We start from the raw sequence: 25,290 nt of genomic DNA, 5'->3' as shown, positions 1-25,290 counted from the left end.
TAATACAACAACATAGGGAAATTTTTGGTTAATTCTCTTTCTGCCTTCCAGACCAAAATTAGCATTCTGCAATCCGGTCTTTGAAAGAGTACTCTGTCCAATTCTTTCCTTTTTTTTATTAGCTTTTGGCAATTAGATTTAAGATTAAAACCAATTGCCAAAAACTAAAATTATTGGAACTTAAGCCTTCTTTACAAATTCAGATTTCAAAGCCATTGCGCCAAAACCATCAATTTTACAATCAATATTATGATCACTGTTTGGTCTTAAACGGATATTTTTCACTTTAGTTCCTGCTTTTACAGGTTTCGGAGCTCCTTTTACCGGAAGATCTTTCATTACAATAACCGAATCTCCATTTTGAAGTTCATTTCCATTGATGTCTAAAATTTGATCTTCATTTCCAGCTTCTTTAGGATCCCATTCGTGAAAACACTGCGAACAAACCATTAAATTATCTTGTTCATAAGTAAATTCAGAACTACATTTCGGACAAATAACTACATCGCTCATTTTTATTAATTTTTGCAAAGGTAGTATTTTGAGTTAGAAGTTAGAAGTTAGAAGTTAGAAGTTAGAAGTTAGAAGTTAGAAGTTAGAAGTTAGGCAAAAGTAAAAATCAATTAGTCTAAATTGAACTTTCTTTAAATTCATAATTTATAACTCACAACTACAAATCATTAACTCTCAACTTAAATTCGTATTTTTGCAAATTCAAACAGCTTATAGCAATTTATGGAATTAATTCACAGAAACCTGGCAATCGGAATTCACGATGCGTTACAGGAAACATTTTTCGAAAAAAACAAATACGCAGATAAAGTAATAGAAAGGCTTTTGAAATCCCACAGACAGTGGGGAAGCCAAGATAGAGCCGTTGTTTCTGAGATTTTCTATAACATTATCCGTTGGAAAAAACGGCTTGAATATTATATGGGTGAAGGAGTAAAACCTACCAACATCTATAAACTAATCATCGCATATCTTCTTTGGAGCAAAACCAATTACAAAAGATTTGAAGAATTTGAAGGCATCAAAATCGCCGACATTACGACAAAACTGAAAAAAGGAACTGTTCCAACAAAAGCAATTGAGCATTCTATTCCAGAATGGCTTGTTGAAACTCTGGAAAGAGAATTAGGAGAAAAGTGGGAAAAAGAAATGCATGCTTTGAACGAAAAAGCACCTACTGTTTTAAGAGCAAATTCTTTGAGAACAACTCCAAGAGAACTTATTTCTGACCTTGCCGACGAAAATGTAGTTTCTTACCCTATTAAAAATTATCCTGATGCAGTACAGCTTGAGGAAAAGAAAAATGTATTTCTTACCACAGCTTTCAAAGAAGGATTATTTGAAGTACAAGATGCCTCTTCACAAAAAATCGGTTATTTTCTTGATGTAAAAGAAGGCCAAAGAGTAGTTGATGCTTGTGCAGGTGCGGGTGGAAAAACCCTTCACTTAGCTGCATTGATGGGAAATAAAGGACAGATTATTGCTCTTGATATTTTTGAATGGAAGCTGGCTGAATTGAAGCGTCGTGCAAAAAGAGCCGGAGCTCACAACATTGAAACGAGAATGATTTCAGATACGAAAGTAATCAAACGTCTTCACGATAAAGTAGACAGACTTTTGATCGATGCACCATGCTCTGGTTTAGGAGTTTTAAAAAGAAACCCTGACAGTAAATGGAAAATCGACCAAGCTTTTATCGACAGAATTAAGAAAGAGCAACAGCAAATCATGCAGGATTATTCTAAAATGCTGAAAGTGGGTGGAAAAATGGTGTATGCAACATGCTCTATTCTACCTTCTGAAAACAACAAGCAAGTAGAAGAGTTTATCAAAAACAATCCTAACTATAAAATGGTTAAAGACGAAAAAGTAATGCCAAGCGAAGGTTACGACGGATTCTACATGGCTTTGATCGAAAGACTTTCTTAAAAAATTTACACAATAAACTATATTAAACTACTCTATTTTTTGGAGTAGTTTTTTTATTAAACTCAAGCCTAATTTTCAAGGATTTTCTCAGAGTTTTTATTATCTAAATCAAACATTATCTTTGTAAAAACCATCAATACATTATGTTTAAAACAATTTTAGCAAGTTTTTTTATTTTCTTATCTGTTTTAAGTTTTTCTCAGACGTATGAAATTCAATATGAAAGCTCATACAACGGAAAAGTTCTGCCCAATCAAAATCCAACTATTGTTTGGGTTAACGAACAAGAAAATTTCATTTTAAATACAAAAATCAAAGAGCTGAAAAGCGACTACCCTTTTGAAATCAGCAAAATAGAAAAACCGTCTAACACAATTGTTTCATATGCCTTTTTAAAGCCGAACGAAGCAATTTCAACTTCAGACAAAGAATCTATTTCAAAGCAGGAATTTGAGTTAACTACCCAAACTAAAAAGATTTTAGGCTACAACTGTAAAAAAGCAATCACAAAAATCAATTCAAATACGATTGAGGTTTGGTACACCAATGATTTAAAAATAAAAGGCGGACCATCAAGTTTAGGACAAAATTTAGGATTGGTTTTGCAGGTTGAAAGAAACGGAAATTCAGCGACAACAGTAGTTTCTTTAAAGAAAATTAAAACAACAGGAATTGATAAAATTATCACTAAAACCATTCCTATAACTGATCTTTTAAGCTACAAAGACTTACTTTGGAAAAGCAGATTTACAACGTTAAAAGTTTTTGAAAATGAAATTATTAATTTCTTAGACCAGTCAAAATCTGATGAAAAAATAAAAAGATTTGCCAACGGAACGATTATTTTAAAGAAGGTAAAGTTTCCAAAAATTGCTCAGGGTGATAATATTTTTGTGGAATTAAAGCAACAATCCAACGGCGATGCTTACGACAGAACAGGAACCGTTTTTTTTATTCCTGAAGAAAAATCGCAGACATTTTTTGATGGTTTAGAAAAAGGGGCAAAAACACTTCCTGTATACGAAAATGGCAATGGAAAACAATATCATGGAGTTGTTTCCAATCAAAATTATCAACCGACAGTTGAATTGATGAGATTTTTTACCGCTTTCGGAATCAACAAGTTCAATCATATTGAGTTAAAGGATAAAACCTGGCAAACGGTAAGTCCGTTTCGTCAGGATATTACAGAATTAAAGCCTTCCCTTTCTGAAAAAGAGCTCTGGATCGGGACTTTCATTGGAAACTATGATAAAGGCGGTCACAAAGTGAGTTTAGATATCACGATTCACAACAGCGAACAGATCGTCCATAAAAATAATAAAGTCATTCCGCTTTTCAATACAACCAATATTATGGAAATGGCCGGACAGGATTATGCAACAATGTTTAATAATGACAAAGGACTTTTTATCGAATTCAATTTAGAAAAAGATCTTAAAAATGCACAGTTAAGATACATTACAACCGGACATGGAGGTTGGGAAAATGGTGACGAGTTTATTCCAAAAGCCAATTCAATTTACTTGGATGGAAAAATGGCATTTTCATTTACACCCTGGAGAACAGAATGCGGTTCTTACCGATTATTCAATCCAGCTTCGGGAAATTTTGCTGATGGACTTTCATCTTCAGATTTAAGCAGATCCAACTGGTGTCCCGGAACAGTTACCAATCCAAACTTCATTTCTTTAGGAGATTTAAAAGCCGGGAAACATACAATTCAAGTGAAAATTCCACAAGGAGAACCTGAAGGAACCAGCTTCAGCGCATGGAATATTTCAGGTGTTTTACTAGGAAATGAGTAAAAACAAAACCTCCTTGCAATATTATTACAAGGAGGTAAAAACACAAATGATGAAAAAAAATTATTTCGAGCAACAAAGGTGAGAAAAATATTTGAATTACAAATAGTAATTTTAAAAATATTTTATTTAATTATTGATTCTTTATGAATCATAGGAGTTTTTCTATTGTGAAAAAAATTCTTGTTATTACTACTTTTTAAGTATTTAAATTAATATTTTAAATCAAAAATAATATTTAAGTTTAAAACATTAATCATTTGAAAATTTTAATTGTAATTTTTAAACCATATATTTAGCTTTGTATCAAATAAATATAACATGTGTGGAATCGTTTGCTTATTTGACGCAAAACAGTCAACCGAAATACTAAGACCTCAGGTTCTTGAAATGTCTAAAAAAATCCGTCACCGCGGTCCCGATTGGAGTGGTGTTTTCCAAAGTGAAAAAGTTGTTTTTTCACATGAAAGACTCGCTATCGTAGATCCTGCTTCCGGAAAACAACCTCTGTTTTCAAAAGACGGAAAAATTGTACTTGCCGTAAATGGTGAAATTTACAATCACAGAGAATTAAAAGAAGAATTTCCTGATTACGAATTTCAGACTCAGTCTGATTGCGAAGTAATTATAGCGCTTTACAAAAAATACGGAAAAGAATTTATTGAAAAGCTCAACGGTATTTTTGCTTTTGCATTATACGATATTGAAAATAATATTTATCTTATCGCAAGAGATCAAATGGGAATTTGCCCACTTTATCAAGGCTGGGACAGAGAAGGAAATTATTATGTTGCCTCAGAGCTGAAAGCTTTGGAAGGAATCTGTAAAAAAATTGACACTTTTTTGCCTGGACATTATCTATATAATATTGACGGACATGAGCTTCAGCAATGGTACAAAAGAGACTGGGAAAACTTTGATGCCGTAAAAGATAACGTTACAGATATCCAGGCAATCAGAAAAGGGTTGGAAGATGCCGTTCACAGACAATTGATGAGTGACGTTCCTTATGGAGTTCTACTTTCAGGAGGTTTAGATTCTTCAATTATTTCTGCCGTTACTGCAAAATTCGCAAGACAGAGAATAGAAAGTGGCGATACTCAGGAAGCCTGGTATCCGAGACTGCACAGTTTTGCCGTTGGATTAGTTGGTTCTCCCGATTTGGCAGCAGCAAAAAAAGCCGCGGAGCATATCGGTTCTATTCATCATGAAGTTAATTTTACCGTTCAGGAAGGTCTTGATGCCATCCGTGATGTAATTTATCATTTGGAAACTTACGATGTGACAACAATCAGAGCTTCGACACCTATGTATCTTTTAGCAAGAGTCATTAAATCAATGGGAATAAAAATGGTGCTTTCAGGTGAAGGTGCAGATGAATTATTTGGCGGATATTTATATTTTCATAAAGCTCCGAACGCTAAAGAATTTCATGATGAAACCGTAAGAAAGCTTAATAAACTTCATTTATACGATTGTTTAAGAGCCAACAAAGCATTGATGAGTTGGGGAATTGAAGGTAGAGTTCCGTTTTTAGATAAAGAATTTATGGATGTTGCGATGAATGTAAACCCGGAAGATAAAATGATTCGCAAAGAAGAAGGAAAAATTGAAAAATGGGTTTTACGAAAAGCTTTTGAAGATTTATTACCGGAATCTATTGCATGGAGACAAAAAGAACAGTTCTCAGACGGAGTTGGCTATTCTTGGATTGATACTTTGAAAGATATTGCTGAGAAATATGTGACTGACGAAATGATGGCAAATGCAAAATTCAGATTTCCTTTAAACACGCCGCAAAACAAAGAAGAATACCGCTACCGAACAATTTTTGAAGAACACTTCCCAAGTGAAACTGCAGCTGCGACCGTTCCATCGGTTCCTTCAGTTGCATGCTCCACTCCTATCGCATTGGAATGGGATGAAGCATTTAAAAAAATGAATGACCCAAGCGGCAGAGCAGTGAAAGTGCACGAAACATCTTATTAAATTAACTAAATTTATCAATCCTGTATTCGTACAGGATTTTTTATTCAATAAAATCAATAATATTTGCATAATTTAACTAACAATTAAACTTATTATCTAATAAATAATTATATTTGGAAAATAAAAATAATCTCTGTTGTAAAATGAAAAGAAACATTACTATTTTTTTTGCTTTACTGTGTACAAGCTTAGCTTTCGGACAAGGTAAATACGGAAAAGTTCTCAATTCTAAAAAACTAGCTCTTTCTTATAAAACTGTAAAACCTGTTGATAAAGACGATTATTATCAGCAATATTATTGGTTGGTAAAAGCAGAACAGCTTAAAACTTATCCTCACCTTGCAGATATTAAGCCAGTTGTTTTGTATAACTTCGTAAAAAAAGTAAATCCACAAAACCCTACCAAGAAATTGGATGAAAGAGGAAAAGAGCTTAGACATACCGCAGAATTATCTCTAGATCAATATTTCAAAAATAAAAACTTCCAGAATAATCAGGTATTATTGTTGAATCTTGAAACGTATGTAGACCCTTCACAGGGAGAATATTTCACTAAAGTAGATGCTGAAAAAATCAAACAGTTGGTACCTAAAGAATTCTTCGGATTCACTTCTTTAAACAAGAAAACACACGAAGAAACCAATTATTACCTTTGGGTTGATAAGAAAAATGATAAATTTAACATCGTTGACATTATCCCTAACGAAAAAGAGAATGCTAAATTTTACGCTTCTGTAAAGCAATATCTTCCGAAGTATAAATTTGATAAAAAATATATGCCAACAGTGAAGAAAGGAACAAAAGCTGATAAAACAGACAAAGATTTCTTCTACATTATGCCTTTTGAGCAAAATAAAGATAACATCGAATACAAAACTGAGGATTTTAAAACATTCATACTAAGCCAGGTAAAAAGAGAAGGTGAAGCGTGGATCGGAGTAGAAAAACCAAGAAAATAATAAGATTTAATCTTAAAAAAAGCCCTGAAAATAATATTTTCGGGGCTTTTTCATTTATAAAAATACCAGGAAAAGTTTGACAGACAGCAAACAGAGTTTTGAAAATCCGATTGAGTGGAAAAATGATTGCTTGTAATAAACAGATAACAATTTTCAATCTAAATTTCTATCTTTGCAAAACTATGAAACACTTAAACAACATTTTACGTTTACCGTTTTTCAATACTTATTATTACCCGTTCTATCGTTCGGGAAGTGTTTCTATACCTAAAATTCAATAAAATTTAAACTACAATATTGAGAGCCCGAACAGATTTGTTCGGGCTTTTTTATGCTTAAAACTTAACAAAATGATCAACACATTAAAAGAAAACGTAGAAATTATTCTACCAGAAAACGGTTTGGAACAAAAATTAAAACAAGCCGAAGAAGAAAACAGAAAACTCGTCATCAAACTTGGTTTTGACCCCACTGCGCCAGATTTACATTTGGGACACGCGGTTGTTTTGAAAAAACTGAAACAATTTCAGGATTTGGGACATCAAATTATCATCATCGTCGGAAGTTTTACGGCAAGAATAGGTGATCCTACCGGAAAAAATAAAGCGAGAAAACCTTTAAGCGCTGGAGAAGTACAGCATAATGCAGAAACCTATATCAACCAGCTTTCAAAAGTAATCGATGTAGAGAAAACGAAAATTGTTTTTAATTCTGATTGGTTGGATTCTCTGAATTTTTCAGAGGTTATTCAGTTGATGTCAAAAGTTACGGTGGCTCAACTGATGCACAGAAATGATTTTAACAAAAGATTTACAGAAAATTCCCCGATTGCAATGCATGAATTGGTATACCCAATTTTACAGGGATTTGATTCCGTAAAAATAGAATGTGATATTGAAATGGGCGGAACCGACCAGCTTTTCAACTGCACGATGGGCAGACAACTGCAGGAAACGCATCAAATGTCACCACAAATTGTGATGTGCATGCCTTTATTAAAAGGACTTGACGGAAAAGAAAAAATGAGTAAATCGCTTAATAATATCATCGGTTTAACAGACGAACCGAATGAAATGTTTGGAAAAACAATGTCGATTCCTGATGCTCTGATTGATGAATTTATTGATTTGACCACAGATTTTTCAAATTCAGAAAAGCAAAATTTGAAATTGAGAATTTCTGATGGCGAAAACCCAATGAACATCAAAAAAGTCATTGCCAAAAATATTATTTCTCAATACCACAATGAAAAATCGGCTGAAATTGCTGAACAGTTTTTTATTAATCAGTTTCAGAATAAAAATTTTGAGGAGAAAGTATTTGAGCCAGTTTCTATTGAATCATTATTTCCAAACCAATCGAAAATCAGCTTAATTGAGCTTTGTCATCAGTTGAAAAACAACGAAAGTAAATCTTTCATCAGAAGATTAATTGAAAGCGGGGGAGTTCAAATTAATAATGTAAAAGTTATAGATTCGAATGCTGAAATTGAGTTAATAAAACAGGCGAAAATTAAAATTGGCAAAAGAGATTTTTTTGAATTGGTCTAGATTGTTAGATAAATTCGTTTACAGTAATTTAAAAGTTTTAAAATAATGGATTTTTCACTCCTTACAATAAGAAAAGCTACCGAAAATGATATTGATTTTCTTGCTGATTTAAGAGTGAAAACAATGAACGAACATCTTACAAATTCTGGTCTTTTAATTGATAAGGATTCTCATGTACAAAGGATTCTTTATAAATTTGAAGTGGCTAATATTCTTATTTATAAAGAAACAAAAATTGGATTATTGAAAATACAATACAGAAAAACTGAGATTGAAATTATCCAGCTTCAGATTCACCCTGCTTTCCAAGGCAATGGTCTTGGAAGGTATATTTTAAATATGATTATTGAAGAAGCTTCCCTTACTAAAACTCCAATTACTCTAAGTGTTCTAAAAATAAATCCCGCACTTAAACTATATCTTCGTACAGGATTTAAAATAGTTGAAGAAAACGAACATTCGTTTATAATGAAGTTTTGCTATTGATTCTTGTATAATATCACTGATTCGCCATTGTTACATAAATAATTCTTCCGCCTTCTTCATTGGAAAGCAATATTTTTTTGCCTTCAGACAATTCAACCATTGAATTGGGCGGAATCTCTTTTTGTTCGGTTAAATCTTTCATAGAAGTCAAAGTTTGATTCACCAAAACCCATTTATCCTGATAAAAAGTAAAATACCCAACAGGTTTTTTATCTTCGAAAGTCAGGCTTTCATTGCGGATTACCCTTCGCGAAACATGCCATTTAAATAAATACTGATTATGATACACCATTAATCGATGATTTTCAGGCTTCCAAACCTCATCATCATATTTAAAATACAAATCGAGAACAGGCAAAGTTCCTTTGTGTGAAGTTCCACAGAACGGGCATCTAGGAGTTTGTGTATTATCAAAAACATACCATTTTTCACTGCATTCAGGATTATGACAAGGCTGAATTAAGTCTACTGTTTTTAGTAAAGCCGTTTCCCATTCATTTGCCAAAGGTCTTTTAATCGGATCATGAAGCCCGTCGATAAAAGCTTTTTTAAACAATTCAGATAAATAAGGTCCGGTAACGGTGTATGGAATTTTATTGGGATCACCCCAAAAAGCATCCCATTTTTTAAGATATTCTACTCGTACTTTATTGCTGGAATCCGTTGGATGCTCTACAAAAAGAGCTTTTTCACCCATCGATAATATTTCATCTTTTTCAGAATCGAGATCCCAAATTTTACCACCTCTTAAAGGATGACGGCGAAGAAGATACATATAAATAAGAACCGCCAAAGCATGAAGATCGGTCTTCTGATTCGGAAGCTGTCTCCCAGGGTCATGCAGATGCAAATGTTTTGTTTTTAAAACTTCAGGCGCAATAAAATCTGCAGTTCCAATCACTTCAGGCGGAAATAATTTTGGAACCACCAAACCGTCAATATCAATAATACAGGCCGATTTTGTGACCGGATCAACTAAAATATTGTTGTAAGAAAGATCTGAATGCGCCAAACCCATCTGATGCAATTTTTTTATTCCTCGGGTAATATTGATGGAGATTTGAAAGTAACTTAACCAATCTCCCAATTCAGATTTATCTAAGCGAAGCGGATAATGCTGATTTCTGAACATCGGAGCCGTAAACCACTTCCCTACTTTATCTCCGCCCGCAATATTATCTGAACCGACATAACCTTTCGCAAAAAAGAATTTTTGACTGTAGACAGGAACAACAATTCCTGTCAAATTATTTTTCTGAACAATATCATAAGGCCATCTGAAAACCTCATCCAAATAATATTCTGAAGCATTTCCGTTTTGAATATTCACCAAATAGGTAGAAACAATTCTTTTGATTCTTTCTTTTTGTTCGTTTTCCAAAGGTGTTCTGTAAAAAGCCACCACATATTTTCTGTCAGGGGAAAAATAAACATCTTTTACCCCACCTTTTACAGGGTTTTCATCTACATATTCATATGATTTTGTAGCATCTAAAATAGAGGAAACGGAGGTTGTTTTTTTCATTGTTAAATATACAATGTTAATAGATTACATTTGCATTATAGATTCTATTCGGTCGTCATCAGACCTACTTGGAAAATCAGTTGGAAGTTGATTCTCGTTTTTTTCAACTAAAAATTTATTTTCATCCGTAACAGCTCCAAATATCAAATTATTTATGAAATTATATGTATAAATAGACATCTTAGAAGGAGATTTCTCCCCACCGAATTGTAATATTATATCAACATTCTGTTGTAGATTATTTTTATTTATTATAACACAAAAATCTAATAAATCAGGTCTTCCATTAGCTAAAATAGAAAAATCAGTCTCATGATGACCGCCATAATATTCATCATTTATATATAGTTTTCCAGTATTTTCAACAACTAATCGGTAAAAAGGATTAATTTCATTATTGTACGGAGAAGTATTATAAATAAGTTGTCTAAATGTAAGCTTTATACTATCATGCAAATCATCAATAAATTTTAATCTAATATGTCCTCGTATTACTGGGAATTCTGTACTTTGAATTAATGCTTTTATTAGATAATGTGGTGCAATTCTAGTTTGACCATCTAATCGAATGAAGTACAAATTATCAAATTGATGTGGTTTATGGACACTTTTCTCAATTTCAATTACCACTACAAATTTATCATCATCATTTTTAAGAAAATTCACATTTACACCAATTGGAAGAGGAATAATTGCAGATGAAATTTTATTAATTAGTTTGTCTTTATCTAATCCTATATTAAAAGGAGTTAAATTTCCTATTGCCTTTGTATTTCCATTTTCATCTCTTATTTCTATTGGAGCTCCCCAAATTATTATACCTCCTTCCGAATTCAATAATGCACAGATACTTTTAAATATTACTTTTTCTTTATCTTTTACACTGCCCTGATTAACATATGACTTAAATTCTAAATTTAGGTTTTCTTCTCTTTCTAATAAGAAAAAATTCTCAAGATCTTGATAATCTAAATCAAGTATATTCTTTCCTAAAATTGATTTTGAATATTTCATAGTAGTTTTTATCTTTCTTTAATAAATCACCGCCAAAGTTCTATCATCATGATTTCCTTTGCTCCAGAAATCCATCCAGGAAAGTAATTGTTCATCAATGTTTTCATCATTTTGGAAATCTACTTTCGCTTCATCATCATTTTTACCATTTAAATCTTCAAAAAATGTTTTCCAACTTTCGATGTCTTCCAGTTTATTTTCGGTTATAAATTTCGGATCGTAAATTCCGTCAGTCATTAAAACCAATTTAGAAAAATCTTTGGCATGAGTAATTTTGAAACGTGAAGAAATAGTATCGTCAAAAATTTCATTCATTGTGATAAAACGAGTTCCGCCTCCAAATTCGCCGACATCCATTGTATTTAGCAATTTTACATCAGAAAAATCTTCATTAATCAGATTAATCGGGCAATCACCTACTCCAAAACTTAAAATAATATACCCAAAATCAAACTTTTTAACCAAAGCAAATATTAAAGTGGAATGCATATCTTTCAACGTGACCAAATGTTCTTCTGCTTTATCTTTTAATGTTTTAAAAGTATCAGAAACTCCTTCGTAAAGAATTTTTATAATGTTTTGTTTCGCTTCTGAATTCTCATTTTCTAAATTGAAAATTTTATTGAGATGAATATCTAGCTTGGTTAAAACTTCTGTATTTTTAAAATAATCGTTGATTGATTGAGTTGCCAATTCAGAGCCATATCTCGCCAATTGTGCAGAACCGGCTCCATCGGAAACCGAAATAATATTCCAGGAATTTGGCAATTCATTTACCGCAAAATCATCATCTCTGAACTTTCCTTCATGCGCATGAGAACGACCTCTTTGTGAAGCGATCACAATTTTTTTATCTGAAAAATTTCCTTTAAATTTTGCTTCATCTGCTTTGTGAAAAGGTGCTTCTTTATCGGAAGGAATGTTTTTCCACAAATCTTTTGGATCTGCGTTGACGAAAAGTTGAGCTTTTTTAAATTCAGAATTTTCTTCGTCGTTAATATGAAAAAACTCAATCTTCAAATCGTAAGTATCGCTTTCAAAAGGAATTCCTTTAATCGTGTTTTCTTCAAAATTTAAACCAGCTAATTCCAGTCCGGAAATATTTTTAATTCTGATATTCGGAAATTGCGCCATCGGAAAAACAAATTCGTATTTCTTTTTGGAATGTGCATTGGTAATCGGAAAAAATGCATCGGCAAATTCTTCTCTTTCTTTATAAATGATTGCTTCGTGCATAATTTTGTTCTGAGCTTCTATAATCAGCTGTACATGAGTTTGAATTTCCGTTTGAGTTAACAGCTTTGAAACTACTTTATCCAATATTTTACGATCATGAATATCATGATTTTTCAAAATCTGCCTTATTGTATTTTCCATTTAGCCTAAAGTTCGGTTGATATCAAACCCTTCATTGCTGAATCCGTAATGATCGCCGGTTCCGCACCAAGGACATTCGTTGTAGCCTTCACCTTTTAAACAGTGAATTCCGCCACAAGAACAAGTCGCCAAAGCAATCGGATTGGCACAATGCGGGCAAGACGGAGCACCATGAAGTTCTTCCACAGAAATTTTCTGACTGCTTTTCTGTGCCGAAGAAAGTCGGTAATACGAAGCATCATCTATTTTGTAAGTACCTTCCAACCGGTAATATCGGGTCTGCATCCCTGCAATTCCGGAGTCGGTAAATGCTTTTTTATATTTAATTAGATATGGTTTCTTGGAATCTGAACATTTTCCGTTCAACACTACAAAATTATTATCTGGAAATCTTTGCTGAGTTTCAGGATCAACTTTTTCTAAAATACTGTGATCGATTTTAGATAGATTAATCCCTTCTTTATTGGCTTCCGTCACACTCTGGCTGGTTGTTTTGATAGAATCGGTCACCCATTTGAAAAACTCTTTGTAAGAATTTTCTGAATTGTTATTAAATAGTAAAACGTTATCTGAAAGCGAACCCAATAATTTATGATTGGTATTGTCACCAATAGAAATGGCAATCGTATTTGGTTTTCCGTGATAGTTTTTATTCCATTTTTCGATGGCAATTTGCGCATCATCAGTCGGAACACCATCTGTAAAAAGAAAAACAAGAGGTTTCCAGTCACCTTTTCGGTCGTAAGTGGTTTTTACAATGTCTTTATCGATACAGTCCATTACTTTAAAAAGGCCTTTTGCCAAAGAAGTTCCGCTTCCTACAGGGATTTTTGGCGGATAAAACGAAATAATATCCTGCAATGGTGTAATCACTTCTGCTTCTCCTGCAAAACCAACAACGGAAATCCAGACAGTTTCTAATGAATAGGGATCTTTTTTTAATTCTCTTACAATGGTTGAAATACCTTCCTGAACCTGATCAATCGGCTCGCCAATCATCGATTCGGAAATATCTACCAAAAAATAAATGGGAAGTCTTCTCATCATTTTTAATTTTAGAAGATTTTAAATTTAACCATTAAGGTTCTATTAAGGATTTAAGAATATTAAGTTTTGGCTTCGCTTTTAGCATCCTGTTTTTCAAAAAATCTATTTGATTTTTCTTAGTGAAACGTAACTTCTTAAATCATCTTAATGGTTTGATTTTTATAATTTTTAGTGACAGATTTTAAATAATAATATTCAATTCTGATGGTGGTGGTGGAAGGCTGATGCTTTCGCCTGTTCCTTGTGATTTTCCGCCCATGGTGATGGATGAACTTACCCATTTAAAAAATGAAGATAAGGTTGCAGCATCGGTTGTATCGAGTTTTACCACATTATCGGTGAGTTCTTTCAGGAAGCTTTCATCAGCTTTTGGACCTGCAGCACATCCAACAATGACACCGAAATCCATATTTTTAATTACAGGAATCATCTGTCTGTATTTTTGAATATCTGAAGGTTTTCCATCGGTAAAAATAAAAAGAAGCGGTTTCCAGTCGCCTTTCACTTCTGTTGAACCTTTTATTAAATCCACCTGAAGCAGTGCAGAAACCAATTCCAAAGCTGCGCCTGTGTGAGTAGGGCCACTATCGGGACATGTAATTTCCATTGGGTGAAAACTTGCCAGATCGACCATCGGAATAATATTTTTTACTTCACGATCGAAAGTTGTGACACTTAAATACAATGTATCCATCGCTTGCGGATCTGAACGAAGCGCACTTATTAATCCGTTGAAACCATTGTTCAGCGCCTGAATGGGTTCGCCATTCATCGAGCCGGAAGTATCCAGCAGAAAATACGCCAATAATCTTCTGTTCATTTTGCTAAACTTTAAAAGTTTCATCAAAATTAATTCCCATTAAAAGAAAATTAATTTTGATAAAACTTATTTATGATTCTATTTTTAACGCAAATTGCGCAAAGTTTTAAAAAAAATTGCTGAATATTTTTAAGTACGCAAAGGCGTTCTACTCAGCAAAGGCCGTATACGAAATACTTTAAAAATAGAATTGTTTAAATTTGATTAGTAAGAATAGTTTTTAAGAATATCTACAAAACTGTCGGTGTGATTGGGTTCACCTAAAGCACGGAATTTCCAGTCGCCGTTGTGTCTGTACGCTTCAGCGAAAACCATAGAACACATTCCGTTCATACTTGCATCACCCGAAAGACTGTATTTTGTAATTTCTTTTCCTCTTGCATCAACCGCACGGATAAATGCATTATCAATCATTCCGAAATGCTGGTTATTCTTTCTACCCATGTAAATCGTTACCACAAAAATAATTTTCTGATAACGCTCGTCCAACTGTTCTAATTTTACAATAATCTGCTCATCATCACCATCTCCGGCTCCGGTTCTGTTATCTCCGGTTAACCAGATATGACCACTTGGATGCTGCATCGAATTGAAATAAATTACATCTCCTTGATACAATCCCATTTGTCTTCCATCATTGGTCTGAACGGTTCTTCCTAAATTGGCAACTTTTCCGTTTCCATCAAGAAGAAAAGCAACTGCATCCAAATCATACTCTGCTTCTTTACTGAACATTTTTCCGAAAAAACCTCCTTGCTTACGAACATCCCATCCTAAACCGATGGTTACCTGAGACAGGTCATAAACACTTTCTCCACGGTCGTTTTTCCTTAAATCTATCGTTTGACCTTTCTGTAAATTAATTGCCATTTTTAATATCTTTTTTGTGTTGTTTTAAAGTTTATTTTTTTATTTGAAAATATTTTTAACGCAAAGTGCGCAAAGTTTTTTTCTAATTGAGAATATTTTTCGTTCGCAAAGGCGTTTCACTCAGCAAAGTCAATAAGCTTTTGCAATTTCAGTATCGTAATCTAATATCTTTATTTAATGATTTGACCTTTGTAATATTTCTCTAAAAAGAAACCAAGATCTGCTCTGTACCCAATGCCTGAAGCTTCAAATTTCCAGCTTCCGTTTCTTTTGTAAAGACGTCCGAATTCTACACCGGTTTCAATAGAAAAATCTTCATCCAATTCGTATTTTGCAATTTCCTGATGGTTATTATTATCAACAACTCTGATGTAAGAATTTCTTACCATTCCAAAGTTTTGTTTTTTTCTTTCAAAATCTTCAATCGTTACCACAAACAGAATTTCTTCCACTCTTGGATCTACTTTTTCAAGATCAATAATAATCGCTTCGTCATCATCTCCATCACTGCTTTTCCCATCAGGATCATCTCCTGTATGTTGTAAAGCTCCGTCCGGAGAATTTAAGTTATTATAAAAAACAAAATACTCGTCACCAACAAGCTTTCTGTCTGAGTCAATCATAATTGCTGAAGCATCTAAATCAAAAGTCTGAGTAGTACCCTCACTAGGATCCCATCCTAAACCGATTGTCATTTTTGTAAGTCCTAATTCTATTTTTTGACCTTTCTGTAAATTAATTGCCATAATCTATAAATATAATTTTTCCCTTAAGATAGATTTGATTTTTGAATTAACCAAATTAATGATAAAAAGTCATACAGTTTTAAACTTTTTTTAATATTTGATAAAATTTTTAAACAAAAAAAATCCTGCTTCAAGTGAAACAGGATTTATATATTTTAAAATAAGTAATTTTATTTTTCAGTGATAGTATTACGCGCTTTTGCCAACATCGGAATGGAAATTAATCCCATTACCAACATAACCACGATCTGTAACGGAAGCGAGATGAATGAATACGTTAAACCCATTTCGCCACCAAACTCTGCACTTTTGCCCATTGCAAGAAATAATGCCATAAAACCGTACTTCATTGCAAGATTAAAAGCGCCAATTCCGCCACTTGCAGGAATGATCATTCCCAAAGTTCCTACAACGATAATGAAAAAGCCGTCTGCAAAAGTAAAATCTGATGTTTCAGGCAATGCAAAACAAACCAGATAGGCTGCAAAATAATAAGAAACCCAAATTCCTATGGTATATAGAATGAACTTTCCTTTTTCTTTAAGTTTAAAAATTGACGTAAGACCTAATAGAATACCATCAATAAAACCAATTATTTTACCAAGAATAGGAACATTAACAAATTTATTTTTAAAAACAAAAAATAGAACTCCTGCTACAGCCAATCCTGCGAGAACCAGAAGTATTTTATTTGGATTAATATTGATACCTGAATTTTTATAGAAAGCCAATATGGCATCATATTTAAAAATCAAGGTCAATCCTAAAAATCCCAACATGCAGATCAAATCAACTACTCTTTCAAGAATAATTGTGCCAAAAGATTTATCTACTGGCACTTTTTCTACTCCATATAAAGCAGTCGCTCTCGCTACTTCTCCACTTCTCGGGATTGTAAGATTCATCAGATAACCGAAAGACAAAGACCAAAGTGCATTCGAACTTGATATTTTATGTCCCATCGGTTCCAGCAATAGATTCCAACGAATTGCCCTGAACCAATAGGCCAAAAGTGCAAATACAGCAGCAAAAGCCACCCAAAGATAATTTGCCTTTGCCAAAGATTTTTGAATGACTTTAAAATCTAATCCTCTAAGCGCCAACCACAAAAAAAAGCCTGCAAAAGCAAGCGAAATTACTATGGTGAGAAAAGATTTTAAAGTTTTATTAGATTTCTTCTCCATATCTTAAGTAAGAAGATTGGTTTTTTCGTCCGGGAAAACAATTTTCGGCTGAAACTCCTGAGCTTCTTCGGGCGTCATCTGTGCATAAGCAATGATAATAATGATGTCATCACGCTGAACTTTTCTTGCAGCAGGTCCATTAAGGCAAACTTCGCCAGATTTTCTTTTTCCTTTGATCACGTACGTATCAAAACGTTCCCCGTTGTTTACATTAACGATATAAACTCTTTCTCCGACTACCAAACCGGCAGCTTCGATAAGATCTTCGTCAATGGTAATACTTCCAATATAATTAAGGTCTGAAGCCGTAACTCTTACCCTGTGAATTTTAGATTTGAATACTTCTATTAACATGGTGCAAATTTATTAATAATATTTAAGAGCTTGTTTAAAATTTTATCGAAATATTTATTTTAGTTCACAACTTTATCTTTGATTTCTTTTTAAGCCCTTTTGAGCGTATTTTTCACTTCCTATTTTCGATTTTGTCTACCGAATTTTCAAATAGGAAGCCCAAAACACATCTTAAAACAGTAAGGCAATTTAGACAAATTCTAAAAAATCATTTTAAAAGAAAATTACAAGTCTCATCAATAGAGGCAATTAATTTTATCTAAACTAAAATATCGATAATTATTTTACAAACTCAACAAGCATATCATCAAAAAAATAAATACTTGACATCAAATTAAGGAATTAATAAATCAAAGAATAAAGCCGTATAATTACGGAAAGTCAATAAACATAAGCAGTTGGCATGATTTTAGTACCTCGAAACGTAGATTTTTCGTAAAAACTTAAATTATCAAATTTTAATTGATTTTAACAAATTGTAAAAAAAATCAATAAGTTTTTACAAAAAATTTGCACAATTTGAAAATTGTTTTAAATTTGCTTCTATAACTAACTAACTTTTAATATTAAAATTATGAACAAGTCTGAATTAATCGACGCAATCGCAAAAGACGCAGGAATTACTAAGGTAGCAGCTAAAGCAGCTTTGGAATCTTTCATCTCTAATGTAACTACTACACTTAAGACAAAAGAAGGAAAAGTATCTTTAGTAGGTTTCGGTACTTTCTCAGTATCTGAAAGAGCTGCAAGACAAGGTATCAACCCTGCTACTAAAAAACCAATCAACATCGAAGCTAAAACTGTTGCTAAGTTCAAAGCAGGTGCAGATTTATCTTCGGCTGTAGCAATGGCAAACGCTCCTGCAACTGGTAAAAAGAAAAAATAATCTCGTGATTATAAAAAATAAACCTCATCATATGATGGGGTTTTTTCGTTATGATAGTTTCGAAAGCCTTAATCATCATTATGACTAACATTTTGATCATCTCCAAGTTTTAAAAACTCAACGATGACAAATCCAATTTTGCCGGTTTATAAATTAAGGTGCCAGTCGAGAGGTTTTCCAGTCGAAATCTTCTAAGGTATAGATTATCCTATCATGCAATCTGTTTGGTCTTCCTTGCCAAAATTCTATTTCGTAAGGTTTTGCCATATAACCACCCCAATTTTCCGGTCTTGGAACTTCTTTATTTTCATATTCCTGCTCTAAAACTTTTAATTTTTCTTCTAAAAATTGTCTGTTAGGGATTTCCTGGCTTTGAGGTGAAACAGCTGCACCGAGCTGACTTCCTTTCGGTCTTGAATGAAAATAACCATCACTTAAATTCTCTGCAATTTTTTCAAGATCTGCTTTGATGATAATCTGTCTTTCTAAACCTGGCCAGAAAAAATGAAGACAGGCTTTGTGCGTTTTTTCGATTGCTTTTCCTTTTCTACTATCGTAATTGGTATAAAAAATAAAGCCTTCGTAGGTATATTCTTTCAGTAAAACCATTCTCGTACGCGGACAACCATCTTCCTCTAATGTAGAAACTGCCATTGCATTAGCCTCAGACACCGATGGATTTTCCGAAGCATCTAAAAACCAAGTTCTGAATTGCTCAATCGGATTCTCTTTAATCTCAGTTTCAATAAGTTGAGATTTTTCGTAGATTTTTCTTTTATCGTGGAGGTTTTCCATAAATAATTTTTATTAAATTTGAGTATGAATTACTCATACAAAGGTAAAATATTAATTTCCACACCTGATATTTCCGGCGATATTTTTTCTAGATCGGTCGTGCTGATTATAGACCATAATGAAAATGGAGCGTTTGGTTTGATCTTGAATAAGAGAAACAGCAAAATGAGTAATCGTTTCAAAAATTTCTTCGATTTTGAGATTGAAGTGTATGACGGTGGTCCTGTAGAAAACGACAAAGTTTTTTTTATTATTAAAGGAAAAAAAGTAACCGAGAACTTCACTGAAATTAACAATGAATATTACTTAACGGAAGATATTGAACTTATTATAAATGCCGTTTTGCAGAATGAAATCAGCATTCAGGATGTGAAAATATTCTCAGGATATTCGGGATGGTCTGCTTCACAGCTGGAAAACGAAGTTTTGCAGAAAGTCTGGACCGTTGTAGATGTTTATAATCTGGATTACACGCTTCCCAATGACCATACTTTATGGAAATCTATCATGCAGAATCTTGGCGGTGAATATCTTTTGTGGGCAAATGCACCAGAAGACATTTCTTTAAACTAGTCATTACTTCACATTGAAGCGATTTAAAATTTAACAAATTTTTAAGCTTTTCTTGTATAATTTTTAAGATACTTTTCACGTTCTTTGATAACCTAAAACAATGAACTATGAAAGCATTAAAATTACTGGTTGTATCATTCGCATCTGCCGCATTGCTTTCTTTCTCAACCGAAACCAAAAAAATAATCGTAATCGATGCCGGACATGGCGGAAATGATTTTGGAGCCAACGTTAATGGCATCTCAGAAAAAGACATGGTTTTAAATATCGCTCAGCAAATCAAAAAAGCAAGTGATAAAGACGGAAAGTATGAAGTTGTTTTAACAAGAAGTGACGATACGTACGCCACTCTTACAGAGCGTACGGAGCAAATCAACAAGCTGAATCCTGAAATGGTTATTTCGCTTCATATTAACAGAACTCCTGAAGCAAACACCAATAAAAGCGGTCACGAAATTTTTATTCAGAATACTCAAGAATCTAAAAATTTAGCTGAAAAATTATCGAAAAAATTAGGAGAATGCAGCATTAAAGAACAAAATCTGCATATCCTTAGAAATTCAAAATCACCTGCAGTTTTGGTAGAATTAGGCTACATCAATAATACAAAAGAAAGAGAATACATGAACAGCAACGACGGACAAAGAGAAATTGCCCAGAAATTTGCTGATTTCATCAACGAACAATAATAAAAAATACAGTTTCTGATCTCAATCAGAATAAAACCCGGTAAAGGACTTCAAATGTTGTTTACCGGGTTTGTCAATTTTAGAAGCTATTCTTCCAGCTTTCAACTAATTCGGTGAAACGAGCGCTTTCAAAAGTTTTATTTCTAATTTTCTTTACAGAGAAAATTCCTTTTTCATCTGAAATCAACAGAATTTCTTCCGCTTTCTGAGATTCAAAAGCAATAATTTCATGTTCCTGCGTATCGGCAAGATTATTTTTATGCAGAAAAGTCACAAAATTCTCCAGCAAAGGCGAAATATAAGCACCTTCGGACTGTTTTGGTATCTTGATAACATTCCCTTCTAAGAACAAAAGATTTCCACTTGTAGAACGGGCAATACGCTTGTTTGGATTTAATAGAATCACATCATCCAGATCGTTTTCCTGGGCGTAAATTCCACCATAAATATTTTCTGGACAATGAACTCTGATATTACTCAAAAGATTATTATTCACATTAATCTCTTTAATTAAATCTAATTCTAAAGGTCTTTGATGAATAGAAAGAACATCATCCATCTCGTCCACTTCAAAATAATAGGAAACCGATGATTTAGATAAAATAACTCCGTCTGAATTTCTGAATACTAGGAAATTGATAATTCCGTTTTGAACACCTTCCCCTTCGATCACTTTTGTATTAAAAAGATTCTGAAAAAACTCCAGCGTATAACTGAGAGGGATATTCATTCTCATTTTTCTCATGGAAGCCATTAAAAAGAAATAGCATTCTTCATCCATGATTAATTTTGAATTTCTAATAAAGAAAGAAACTTTCACAGCATCTCCGGAAAGAAATGCGCGGTTTTTCAATTCAAGTTCTTCAGATGTAAAATAGGTATTTTTCAAAATTTAATTCTTTTATAAAAAAATAATGAACGATAAATCGTTCATCAGTTTTGTTTACTAAAACAGTATCGCTTAAAAATTAAGCTGCACCTAATTTTATTCTAAGGTTTTCGATAAGATTTTCCCAGTACATTGCATTTTCCTCTTCATCACCTTCCTCACAAAAATCTGTAATATTTAAAGCTAAATCTTCTGTAATATCATCAATTGTAATGGTCATTTCGAAGAAGTTTTTCGTCCCTTCATCTTCTTCCCATCTGTAACGTACGAAACCTTCAGGCTTATATCTGATTAAAGTCGCCTTTTCAGCAGGACCTCCACCCCAACTGAAAAAGAAATCATCTCCTTTTTCTAGTACCTCATCCGCAAACCATTCAGACAATCCCTCAGCAGTTGCCAAATATTCATACAAAATCTCTGATAGACAATGCATTGGGAATTCGTAATGGACTTTATGTTTCGCCATATAACTTGTTTTTAACGTGACGCAATATATAAATTAATTTTTTCATTACACAAAATTATATTTAAATTTTTATGATTTTTATCAGAAATATTCTTATTGCTTCGAAACGAAGTTTGTCAACTATTTTCTAAATAAAATTGCACTAAAAAAACTTATGAAAAAGTAACCTTCTGCGCACAGCTTTATATTGGTTATTATTCGTTTAAAACTTCAAGAATAATCTTACATCCTTCTGTAATTTCTTCTTTAGAAATAGTAAGCGGTGGAGAAATTCGCAGATATTCATTTCGGTATAACTGCCAGAAAACAATAAGACCTTTTTCCATACATTTCTTGGCAACATTGAGTGTAAATTCTGGAGTTCCGAGATTCACAGCAAGCATCAACCCTTTACCGTTTATGTTTTTAATTTTAGGATGAACTAAAAGCTCTCTGTACAACTTTTCTTTTTCCTCAACTTCATTCATCAAACCGCTCTCTAAAACTTCTTTCAACGTCGCATGAGAAGCCGCTGCAATCAAAGGATTTCCACCAAAAGTTGTAATATGACCCAATTTTGGAGAATGAGAAAGTGTTTCCATAATTTTTTTAGAACTCATAAAGGCTCCGACAGGAACACCACCGCCCATTCCTTTTCCCATTACCAAAATATCGGGAACGATACCGAAATGCTCAAAAGAAAAAAGCTTTCCTGTTCGTCCGAATCCCGGTTGAATTTCGTCTAAAATAAGAAGCGCACCTACTTCTTCGCATCTCTTTTTTAGTTTAACTAAATAATCATTATTTGGAACTAAAAATCCTGCCGCTCCCTGAATGGTTTCAAGAATTACACAAGCTGTTCTTTCTGTGATCTTATCGAAATCATTCTCATTATTAAACTCAATAAAAGAAATCATCGGTAATAAAGGGCGGAATTCTCTTTTGTGACCTTCATGTCCCGAAACACTTAATGCTCCGTGAGTATTGCCGTGATAAGAGTTTTTGAAAGAGATAATCTCTTCTCTTCCGGTGTATCTTTTTGCTAATTTTAAACTTCCGTCAATTGCTTCTGCACCGCTGTTGACCAAATAAGTAATCTCTAAAGGATCTGGAGTTGCTTCAGCTAGTAATCGGCATAGTTCAACAGGTTTTTCCTGAGCATATTCGCCATAAACCATGACATGAAGATATTTATCAGCCTGCTCTTTAATAGCATTCACTATTTTCGGGTGCGAATGCCCCAAAGTATTGGCAGAAACTCCCGCTACGAAATCAAGATATTTTTTTCCGTCTTTTCCAAAAATATAGCTTCCTTCTGCTTTATCCACTTCAAAACCTGCTGCAAATTGTGTAGTTTGAGCCTGATATTTAAAAAAATCGTTTTGCATTTCCATTGTATGAAAAATTTTAGGCAAAGCTAAAAAACATTCATCAGATGCAGAAATTTCATAGATGATTATTATCCTTATTCATGCAAATTTCAACTTACACGTCGAAGTTCCAAAAATTAGACGTCTAACTTCTAAGATTTAGGTGTGTAATTTAATCAAGTCATTCGTCCAAATAAAAAAAGACCAGCTTTACAACTGGTCTTTCGATATTTATTTTCTTACCCTTTTAGGTTTTTTAGCTTCTTCTTTAGCTTTCTCTTTTTCTGCTGCTTCCTGTACTTTGTTGTAAAGCCCATCATTGGGTTCATACTTTATTTCTTCATAGTTTGGCGAATCGACGAGAATATCCTGCCATTTCCGTATTCGGTCTTTGGTATTCCAGTTGAAATCTTCAAACTTTTTCTGCTCCGGAGAAATCTGACTCATCGGGTAAGTTTTTGCAACCGCACCAATACTACAAGAAATAATCTGTAATTGTCGCTGATCAAACAATGCACCAATAATTCCGCATAGTGATACATTAACTCCTATCCTATCGTTAACTTTTGTTTTCTTATTAAATTCATCAGCATAGGTAATTGCTTCAGCATTTCCGATTACTTTAATTTCTTTGATGTCGGGACCTTCATAATAAACGGTCATCAATTTCCCTTTCACCTGATGAAATTCGTCTAACATATTTAGCGAATCTACCTTCGCAATAGCAAAACCATTTCCGATCACTTTTAGAGAATCGATATTTTCAGTTGCTGTATTAAAATACGCTTCTATTTTATCGCCGGTTACCTGTTTTTCACCGCTCCATAAAATAGGATTGGTGTACATATGCATAATTCCGTCTGTTTCGTTGAATGCGATAGAATCTGCTCTTCCTTGCGCATTCGATTTATAAATCCTTGCTTTTCTGAAAGCTCTCAGATAACTTTTCTTTTTGGTGATATCTGCAGTATCTGGTTTCTGGTAAGACAGAATTTTTTCTGAGGCAAAATAAAGAGAGTCTTTCTCAAAAATCTTTACTGCATAAGGTTCCTTGGTCATCATTGACGAATCTTTCTTTTCGTAAATCTCACCATAACCACCTTTAATGTATCTTTTTTCTAAAGGATCATCAAGCGTAACATTTCCTGTTGCTTTACCAAAACCGCTGAGTTGATTATAATACATTTCGTCTCCAGTAAGAATTTTGTCATTATAATAAATCCTGGAGTTTTTCGTAAGAAAAGACTCTTTAGTATTCATATTATGAGTACCTTTATCGGTAATAATTCGATTCTTCGGATTTTTATTATTGGTAATTACGGTATACCCGTTAATGGTAACGATATTGGTGTTCTGATTTTGGACTACATTATCTCCTTCCAAAGTATAATCTTTATCTACAATTTTCACTCTTCCTGTAAGATCGATCGTACGTGTCGTAAGAAAATAAGTAGCCGATTTTGCGTAAGTAGTACTTTTACCATCGTTGATAGTACCTCCCGTATTAAAATAGGCCTGATTTGAAACCCTGTCGTAATACATCGTTTCAGTTTTAATAATCGTTCCTTTAATATCCGTTAAGACCACATTTTTTCGGGCAACACCTTTTTGGGTATTCCCGTCATACTCCATTTCTGATGATGTAATGACAGAGCCATCGGAATTAACAAGTTTTGCATTACCTATAGCTCGTACAAAATTTTCTTCATCGTACATTACCACTTCATCCGCCGAAAGGATAGACCCTTGATGTTCTATGATAACATTACCTGTAAGGTAACGATTACCATCATACTTAGTATCTTTACTAATTTCATCCGCATTTTTAATATGCACTTTTTCTCCCGGTTTACTTTTCTGTGGTTGGTTTTTCACAGGATTTTGTAAATAAGGATCTCTTTGCGCAGGTTTCGGTGTAAGCTGAGCTAAAGTAAACGAGGAAATAAATAGGAATAGAAAAAGAACCAGTCTCATTG

At 33.4% G+C, this 25,290-nt stretch carries 24 protein-coding genes; 9 read left to right on the top strand and 15 right to left on the bottom strand.

The window, feature by feature from the left end:
- Positions 1–180 precede the first annotated feature (180 nt).
- On the bottom strand, positions 181–513 hold the full coding sequence (locus tag B5X64_RS06450; protein WP_066678057.1) for a zinc ribbon domain-containing protein YjdM: 333 nt from the start codon (positions 511–513) through the stop codon (positions 181–183).
- A gap of 222 nt (positions 514–735) precedes the next feature.
- On the opposite strand from B5X64_RS06450, the gene B5X64_RS06445 reads away from it, so the two are divergent.
- The 6 genes from B5X64_RS06445 to B5X64_RS06420 all read left to right on the top strand — a co-directional run bounded on the left by B5X64_RS06445 (position 736) and on the right by B5X64_RS06420 (position 8,730).
- Positions 736–1,941 carry an RsmB/NOP family class I SAM-dependent RNA methyltransferase gene (locus tag B5X64_RS06445; protein WP_079464447.1) on the top strand — a complete coding sequence of 402 codons (1,206 nt, stop codon included), beginning with the start codon at positions 736–738 and terminating at the stop codon, positions 1,939–1,941.
- A gap of 143 nt (positions 1,942–2,084) precedes the next feature.
- Positions 2,085–3,749: a GLPGLI family protein gene (locus B5X64_RS06440; RefSeq protein WP_079464446.1), complete on the top strand. Its 1,665-nt coding sequence runs from the start codon at positions 2,085–2,087 to the stop codon at positions 3,747–3,749.
- A gap of 318 nt (positions 3,750–4,067) precedes the next feature.
- On the top strand, positions 4,068–5,735 hold the full coding sequence (asnB, locus tag B5X64_RS06435) for an asparagine synthase B (RefSeq protein WP_079464445.1): 1,668 nt from the start codon (positions 4,068–4,070) through the stop codon (positions 5,733–5,735).
- A 143-nt stretch (positions 5,736–5,878) separates the two neighbouring features.
- Positions 5,879–6,694 (top strand): hypothetical protein, encoded by an 816-nt coding sequence (locus tag B5X64_RS06430; RefSeq protein ID WP_079464443.1) that lies wholly within the window; start codon positions 5,879–5,881, stop codon positions 6,692–6,694.
- A 350-nt stretch (positions 6,695–7,044) separates the two neighbouring features.
- Positions 7,045–8,244 carry a tyrosine--tRNA ligase gene (gene tyrS / locus B5X64_RS06425; RefSeq protein ID WP_079464441.1) on the top strand — a complete coding sequence of 400 codons (1,200 nt, stop codon included), beginning with the start codon at positions 7,045–7,047 and terminating at the stop codon, positions 8,242–8,244.
- Between the two features lie 45 nt (positions 8,245–8,289).
- The gene (locus B5X64_RS06420; RefSeq protein ID WP_079464440.1) at positions 8,290–8,730 is read left to right on the top strand and encodes a GNAT family N-acetyltransferase; all 441 of its coding nucleotides are present in this window, start codon (positions 8,290–8,292) and stop codon (positions 8,728–8,730) included.
- A gap of 13 nt (positions 8,731–8,743) precedes the next feature.
- Here the strand turns inward: B5X64_RS06420 and B5X64_RS06415 are convergent, their stop codons facing one another.
- The 9 genes from B5X64_RS06415 to panD form a co-directional block, all read right to left on the bottom strand.
- Complete coding sequence (locus B5X64_RS06415; RefSeq protein WP_079464438.1) at positions 8,744–10,255, bottom strand: helix-hairpin-helix domain-containing protein; 1,512 nt, start codon at positions 10,253–10,255, stop codon at positions 8,744–8,746.
- A gap of 24 nt (positions 10,256–10,279) precedes the next feature.
- Entirely contained in the window at positions 10,280–11,269 is a 990-nt protein-coding gene (locus tag B5X64_RS06410; protein WP_079464437.1) for an AlbA family DNA-binding domain-containing protein, read from the bottom strand.
- Positions 11,270–11,287: 18 nt separating this feature from the next.
- Entirely contained in the window at positions 11,288–12,646 is a 1,359-nt protein-coding gene (locus B5X64_RS06405) for a PP2C family serine/threonine-protein phosphatase (protein WP_079464436.1), read from the bottom strand.
- Positions 12,647–13,693, bottom strand: a complete 1,047-nt coding sequence (locus B5X64_RS06400) for a TerY-C metal binding domain-containing protein (protein WP_338030680.1) — start codon at positions 13,691–13,693, stop codon at positions 12,647–12,649.
- Between the two features lie 181 nt (positions 13,694–13,874).
- Positions 13,875–14,513 carry a vWA domain-containing protein gene (locus B5X64_RS06395; RefSeq protein WP_074230011.1) on the bottom strand — a complete coding sequence of 213 codons (639 nt, stop codon included), beginning with the start codon at positions 14,511–14,513 and terminating at the stop codon, positions 13,875–13,877.
- Positions 14,514–14,717: 204 nt separating this feature from the next.
- On the bottom strand, positions 14,718–15,383 hold the full coding sequence (locus B5X64_RS06390; RefSeq protein WP_074230012.1) for a TerD family protein: 666 nt from the start codon (positions 15,381–15,383) through the stop codon (positions 14,718–14,720).
- Between the two features lie 170 nt (positions 15,384–15,553).
- Positions 15,554–16,129 (bottom strand): TerD family protein, encoded by a 576-nt coding sequence (locus B5X64_RS06385; RefSeq protein ID WP_079464435.1) that lies wholly within the window; start codon positions 16,127–16,129, stop codon positions 15,554–15,556.
- 170 nt (positions 16,130–16,299) lie between these two features.
- Complete coding sequence (locus B5X64_RS06380; protein ID WP_079464434.1) at positions 16,300–17,313, bottom strand: lysylphosphatidylglycerol synthase transmembrane domain-containing protein; 1,014 nt, start codon at positions 17,311–17,313, stop codon at positions 16,300–16,302.
- A gap of 3 nt (positions 17,314–17,316) precedes the next feature.
- Positions 17,317–17,667, bottom strand: coding sequence for an aspartate 1-decarboxylase (gene panD, locus B5X64_RS06375; protein ID WP_066679682.1), 351 nt, complete (start codon positions 17,665–17,667; stop codon positions 17,317–17,319).
- 574 nt (positions 17,668–18,241) lie between these two features.
- On the opposite strand from panD, the gene B5X64_RS06370 reads away from it, so the two are divergent.
- Positions 18,242–18,553 carry an HU family DNA-binding protein gene (locus tag B5X64_RS06370; protein WP_079464433.1) on the top strand — a complete coding sequence of 104 codons (312 nt, stop codon included), beginning with the start codon at positions 18,242–18,244 and terminating at the stop codon, positions 18,551–18,553.
- 153 nt (positions 18,554–18,706) lie between these two features.
- On the opposite strand, the gene pdxH is transcribed toward B5X64_RS06370, so the two are convergent.
- Entirely contained in the window at positions 18,707–19,348 is a 642-nt protein-coding gene (pdxH, locus tag B5X64_RS06365) for a pyridoxamine 5'-phosphate oxidase (RefSeq protein WP_079464432.1), read from the bottom strand.
- Positions 19,349–19,372: 24 nt separating this feature from the next.
- Between pdxH and B5X64_RS06360 the strand changes: the two genes are divergently transcribed.
- Both B5X64_RS06360 and B5X64_RS06355 read left to right on the top strand, forming a co-directional pair.
- Positions 19,373–19,921, top strand: a complete 549-nt coding sequence (locus tag B5X64_RS06360) for a YqgE/AlgH family protein (RefSeq protein WP_079464431.1) — start codon at positions 19,373–19,375, stop codon at positions 19,919–19,921.
- Positions 19,922–20,028: 107 nt separating this feature from the next.
- Positions 20,029–20,610: an N-acetylmuramoyl-L-alanine amidase family protein gene (locus B5X64_RS06355; RefSeq protein WP_079464430.1), complete on the top strand. Its 582-nt coding sequence runs from the start codon at positions 20,029–20,031 to the stop codon at positions 20,608–20,610.
- Positions 20,611–20,689: 79 nt separating this feature from the next.
- Here B5X64_RS06355 and B5X64_RS06350 read toward each other — a convergent pair whose 3' ends face one another.
- The 4 genes from B5X64_RS06350 to B5X64_RS06335 all read right to left on the bottom strand — a co-directional run bounded on the left by B5X64_RS06350 (position 20,690) and on the right by B5X64_RS06335 (position 25,288).
- On the bottom strand, positions 20,690–21,499 hold the full coding sequence (locus B5X64_RS06350) for an aminotransferase class IV (RefSeq protein ID WP_079464429.1): 810 nt from the start codon (positions 21,497–21,499) through the stop codon (positions 20,690–20,692).
- 79 nt (positions 21,500–21,578) lie between these two features.
- A complete protein-coding gene (locus tag B5X64_RS06345) occupies positions 21,579–21,965 on the bottom strand; it encodes an START-like domain-containing protein (RefSeq protein ID WP_079464428.1) in 387 nt (128 codons plus the stop codon).
- A gap of 194 nt (positions 21,966–22,159) precedes the next feature.
- Positions 22,160–23,332: an aspartate aminotransferase family protein gene (locus B5X64_RS06340; RefSeq protein WP_079464572.1), complete on the bottom strand. Its 1,173-nt coding sequence runs from the start codon at positions 23,330–23,332 to the stop codon at positions 22,160–22,162.
- Between the two features lie 213 nt (positions 23,333–23,545).
- Positions 23,546–25,288 carry an OstA-like protein gene (locus B5X64_RS06335; protein WP_079464427.1) on the bottom strand — a complete coding sequence of 581 codons (1,743 nt, stop codon included), beginning with the start codon at positions 25,286–25,288 and terminating at the stop codon, positions 23,546–23,548.
- Positions 25,289–25,290 lie beyond the last annotated feature (2 nt).

This window comes from Chryseobacterium balustinum (assembly GCF_900168205.1).
Classification (GTDB): domain Bacteria; phylum Bacteroidota; class Bacteroidia; order Flavobacteriales; family Weeksellaceae; genus Chryseobacterium; species Chryseobacterium balustinum.
The sequence above is the reverse complement of the archived record's forward strand: the minus strand, read 5'-3'. Positions and strand labels throughout refer to the sequence as shown.

What these genes read in the sequence shown, in the direction of transcription:
- B5X64_RS06450 (WP_066678057.1), bottom strand. Translation starts at nt 513, where the DNA reads ATGAGCGATGTAGTTATTTGTCCGAAATGTAGTTCTGAATTTACTTAT.
- B5X64_RS06345 (WP_079464428.1), bottom strand. Translation starts at nt 21,965, where the DNA reads ATGGCGAAACATAAAGTCCATTACGAATTCCCAATGCATTGTCTATCA.
- pdxH (WP_079464432.1), bottom strand. Translation starts at nt 19,348, where the DNA reads ATGGAAAACCTCCACGATAAAAGAAAAATCTACGAAAAATCTCAACTT.
- B5X64_RS06395 (WP_074230011.1), bottom strand. Translation starts at nt 14,513, where the DNA reads ATGAACAGAAGATTATTGGCGTATTTTCTGCTGGATACTTCCGGCTCG.
- B5X64_RS06340 (WP_079464572.1), bottom strand. Translation starts at nt 23,332, where the DNA reads ATGCAAAACGATTTTTTTAAATATCAGGCTCAAACTACACAATTTGCA.
- B5X64_RS06440 (WP_079464446.1), top strand. Translation starts at nt 2,085, where the DNA reads ATGTTTAAAACAATTTTAGCAAGTTTTTTTATTTTCTTATCTGTTTTA.
- B5X64_RS06410 (WP_079464437.1), bottom strand. Translation starts at nt 11,269, where the DNA reads ATGAAATATTCAAAATCAATTTTAGGAAAGAATATACTTGATTTAGAT.
- B5X64_RS06415 (WP_079464438.1), bottom strand. Translation starts at nt 10,255, where the DNA reads ATGAAAAAAACAACCTCCGTTTCCTCTATTTTAGATGCTACAAAATCA.
- B5X64_RS06405 (WP_079464436.1), bottom strand. Translation starts at nt 12,646, where the DNA reads ATGGAAAATACAATAAGGCAGATTTTGAAAAATCATGATATTCATGAT.
- B5X64_RS06430 (WP_079464443.1), top strand. Translation starts at nt 5,879, where the DNA reads ATGAAAAGAAACATTACTATTTTTTTTGCTTTACTGTGTACAAGCTTA.
- tyrS (WP_079464441.1), top strand. Translation starts at nt 7,045, where the DNA reads ATGATCAACACATTAAAAGAAAACGTAGAAATTATTCTACCAGAAAAC.
- B5X64_RS06400 (WP_338030680.1), bottom strand. Translation starts at nt 13,693, where the DNA reads ATGATGAGAAGACTTCCCATTTATTTTTTGGTAGATATTTCCGAATCG.
- B5X64_RS06445 (WP_079464447.1), top strand. Translation starts at nt 736, where the DNA reads ATGGAATTAATTCACAGAAACCTGGCAATCGGAATTCACGATGCGTTA.
- B5X64_RS06385 (WP_079464435.1), bottom strand. Translation starts at nt 16,129, where the DNA reads ATGGCAATTAATTTACAGAAAGGTCAAAAAATAGAATTAGGACTTACA.
- B5X64_RS06355 (WP_079464430.1), top strand. Translation starts at nt 20,029, where the DNA reads ATGAAAGCATTAAAATTACTGGTTGTATCATTCGCATCTGCCGCATTG.
- B5X64_RS06420 (WP_079464440.1), top strand. Translation starts at nt 8,290, where the DNA reads ATGGATTTTTCACTCCTTACAATAAGAAAAGCTACCGAAAATGATATT.
- asnB (WP_079464445.1), top strand. Translation starts at nt 4,068, where the DNA reads ATGTGTGGAATCGTTTGCTTATTTGACGCAAAACAGTCAACCGAAATA.
- B5X64_RS06360 (WP_079464431.1), top strand. Translation starts at nt 19,373, where the DNA reads ATGAATTACTCATACAAAGGTAAAATATTAATTTCCACACCTGATATT.
- B5X64_RS06390 (WP_074230012.1), bottom strand. Translation starts at nt 15,383, where the DNA reads ATGGCAATTAATTTACAGAAAGGTCAAACGATAGATTTAAGGAAAAAC.
- B5X64_RS06370 (WP_079464433.1), top strand. Translation starts at nt 18,242, where the DNA reads ATGAACAAGTCTGAATTAATCGACGCAATCGCAAAAGACGCAGGAATT.
- panD (WP_066679682.1), bottom strand. Translation starts at nt 17,667, where the DNA reads ATGTTAATAGAAGTATTCAAATCTAAAATTCACAGGGTAAGAGTTACG.
- B5X64_RS06335 (WP_079464427.1), bottom strand. Translation starts at nt 25,288, where the DNA reads ATGAGACTGGTTCTTTTTCTATTCCTATTTATTTCCTCGTTTACTTTA.
- B5X64_RS06380 (WP_079464434.1), bottom strand. Translation starts at nt 17,313, where the DNA reads ATGGAGAAGAAATCTAATAAAACTTTAAAATCTTTTCTCACCATAGTA.